A 1,299-nucleotide genomic window follows, 5' to 3' on the forward strand; every position below is an offset into this window, starting at 1 on the left:
CCGACCAAACTGAGCGGAACAGCCGTGGCCGGCATGCTCGCCCGGGAACTCGAGACCCACTGCCCGGAGGGCTTCATCCCCGCTCGACTCACAGTCGACCTGTATCAACCGGTCGACAACGCCGCGTTCGATCTGCGCAGCACGGTGGTCCGTCGAGGATCTCGAATCACTGTTGCCGACGCGGCACTGTCGCAAGACGGTCAGCAACGTGTGAGGGCGACAGCCGTTTTCCTCACCACCGGGACCGAACCGCCTGGCCAGCTCTGGAGCCGAGACGAACCGCTGCCGGTTCCGCCGCAGGAGAGTGCTGTGCCCGGCGGGACGCCGCCGCTGTTCAAGAGCGGCGATCGCGACTGGTCCGAGGATTTCGCGGCGAATCAAAACGCCGACCGCAAAATCTCCTGGCAGAACCTGCCACCACTGGTCGCCGGGGAACCGATCACTGGGTTCCAGCGCGCCGCGATCCTGGGTGACTCCACGAACCACGTGTGTCACTGGGGCACCGAAGGCGCCGGCTACATCAACGCCGATGTGACCGTGGCTCTTTCGCGTCTGCCGATCGGCTGCGACCTCGGACTACGCGCCGACAACACCATCGCCTCGGCGGGCGTGTCCATCGGCAGCGCCACCCTCTACGACCGCATCGGCCCGGTCGGCACCTCCGTGGTCAGCACACTGTCGAACGCACGACGCCAAATCGACTTCGCCGCCACCACCAGCGCCGCATTCGGCGGCGAGTAACCGGCGGGTGCTTCACGGGTGAGGAAGCATCTCCGGCTGAGCGAGCCTGGCGAGCGTTTGAGCAATGTCGGTGCCGGGCTGGCTGAAGGTGGCGTCGAAGTAGGCAAGCAGGTATGCCCGTTGCAGGTCGATCGAACGGGCCGTGTCGATTGTGCCGACTGCTTCGGCCTTCTTGGCGGGCTCGAGCAGGCCGGCCGTGGTCAGTTGCGGCAGGATGATCTGCTGGTCGCACAGCGACATGTGCTGGGTTCCTGCGATGCGCAGGGGGATCTTCACCCCAGTGTTGGTTGCCCAGCGCGGTTCCCAGCCCGGATTGCCGAACCAGGGCGAGGTGTCGCTGGCCAGCATCAGCAGCGGCCGGTCGAGACCGTCCGCGGCGACAGAGCCCAGGATCGGGCCGTCCAGATCGACGCCGGCACGGACACGGTGGTCGTCGTGCATCGTTTGCACGGTTGTCGACCCGCCTAGCGAGTGACCGAACATTCCGACTTTCGACAGGTCGAGGTCCTCGGCGAGGTGCGGTGGGAGTCCAGCGCGTCCCGGCTGTTCGGTGGCAGC

At 66.5% G+C, this 1,299-nt stretch carries 1 protein-coding gene and 1 pseudogene; one reads left to right on the forward strand and one right to left on the reverse strand.

Annotated elements, in window-relative coordinates; genetic code table 11:
- A partial coding sequence (locus A5780_RS43000; protein WP_082976931.1) for an acyl-CoA thioesterase domain-containing protein occupies positions 1-741 on the forward strand: 741 nt, incomplete at its 5' end.
- Between the two features lie 12 nt (positions 742-753).
- Here A5780_RS43000 and A5780_RS43005 read toward each other — a convergent pair.
- A pseudogene (locus A5780_RS43005) lies at positions 754-1,299 on the reverse strand (hypothetical protein); the annotation flags it as partial.

It is taken from the genome of Nocardia sp. 852002-20019_SCH5090214, assembly GCF_001665865.1.
In the GTDB taxonomy this organism is placed as follows: domain Bacteria; phylum Actinomycetota; class Actinomycetes; order Mycobacteriales; family Mycobacteriaceae; genus Nocardia; species Nocardia nova.